The 941-nt window shown below is 66.2% G+C and carries 1 protein-coding gene; it reads right to left on the bottom strand.

What is annotated here, in order from left to right; translation table 11 throughout:
- A partial coding sequence (locus IVB46_RS10175) for a UDP-glucose/GDP-mannose dehydrogenase family protein (RefSeq protein WP_247342649.1) occupies window positions 1-941 on the bottom strand: 941 nt, incomplete at both ends.

Genomic DNA, 941 nt, shown 5'->3' with positions numbered 1-941 from the left:
ATGGTCTTGCCGCGCAAGCTACCGCCGAGCGCCTGGCTGACCTTGCGCGCCATCGCGCGCTTGCGGTTCTCGTTGACGGCCAGCACGGCTTCGACGATGCGCAGGCTCACGTCATAGTCCTGCGCGATCTTGATCAGCGCCTTGGTGTCCTTCGGGAAGCAGGAGCCGCCGAAGCCGGGACCCGCGTGCAGGAACTTGGTGCCGATGCGGTTGTCGAGGCCGATGCCGCGCGCGACTTCCTGCACGTCGGCGCCGACCTTTTCCGAGAGGTCGGCGATCTCGTTGATGAAGGTGATCTTGGTCGCGAGGAACGCGTTCGCGGCGTATTTGATCATCTCGGCGGTGCGGCGCGCCGTGAACATCAGCGGGGCCTGGTTCAGCGACAGCGGGCGATAGACGTCGCCCATCACCTTGCGACCGCGCTCGTCGGAGGTGCCGACGACGACGCGGTCGGGATACTTGAAGTCGCGGATCGCCGCGCCCTCGCGCAGGAATTCGGGGTTGGAGGCGACCACGACGTCGGCCGCAGGGTTGGTCTCGCGGATGATGCGCTCGACCTCGTCGCCGGTGCCGACCGGGACGGTGGACTTGGTCACGACGACGGTGAAGCCCGACAGCGACTGCGCGATCTCGCGCGCGGCGGCGTAGACATAGGACAGATCGGCGTGACCGTCGCCGCGGCGCGAGGGTGTGCCGACCGCGATGAAGACGGCATCGGCGTCCGCGACCGGCTTCGACAAATCGGTGGTGAAGTCGAGCCGCTTGGCCTTCACATTGGTCGCGACCAGCTCGTCGAGGCCGGGCTCGTAGATCGGAATCTCGCCGCGATGAAGCGCCGCGATCTTCTTCTCGTCCTTGTCGACGCAGGTGACGTCGTGACCGAAATCCGCAAAGCAGGCTCCGGACACCAGTCCCACATAGCCCGTTCCGATCATCGCGAT

Source organism: Bradyrhizobium sp. 61 (genome assembly GCF_023073075.1).
GTDB lineage: Bacteria > Pseudomonadota > Alphaproteobacteria > Rhizobiales > Xanthobacteraceae > Bradyrhizobium > Bradyrhizobium barranii.
The sequence above is the reverse complement of the archived record's forward strand: the minus strand, read 5'-3'. Positions and strand labels throughout refer to the sequence as shown.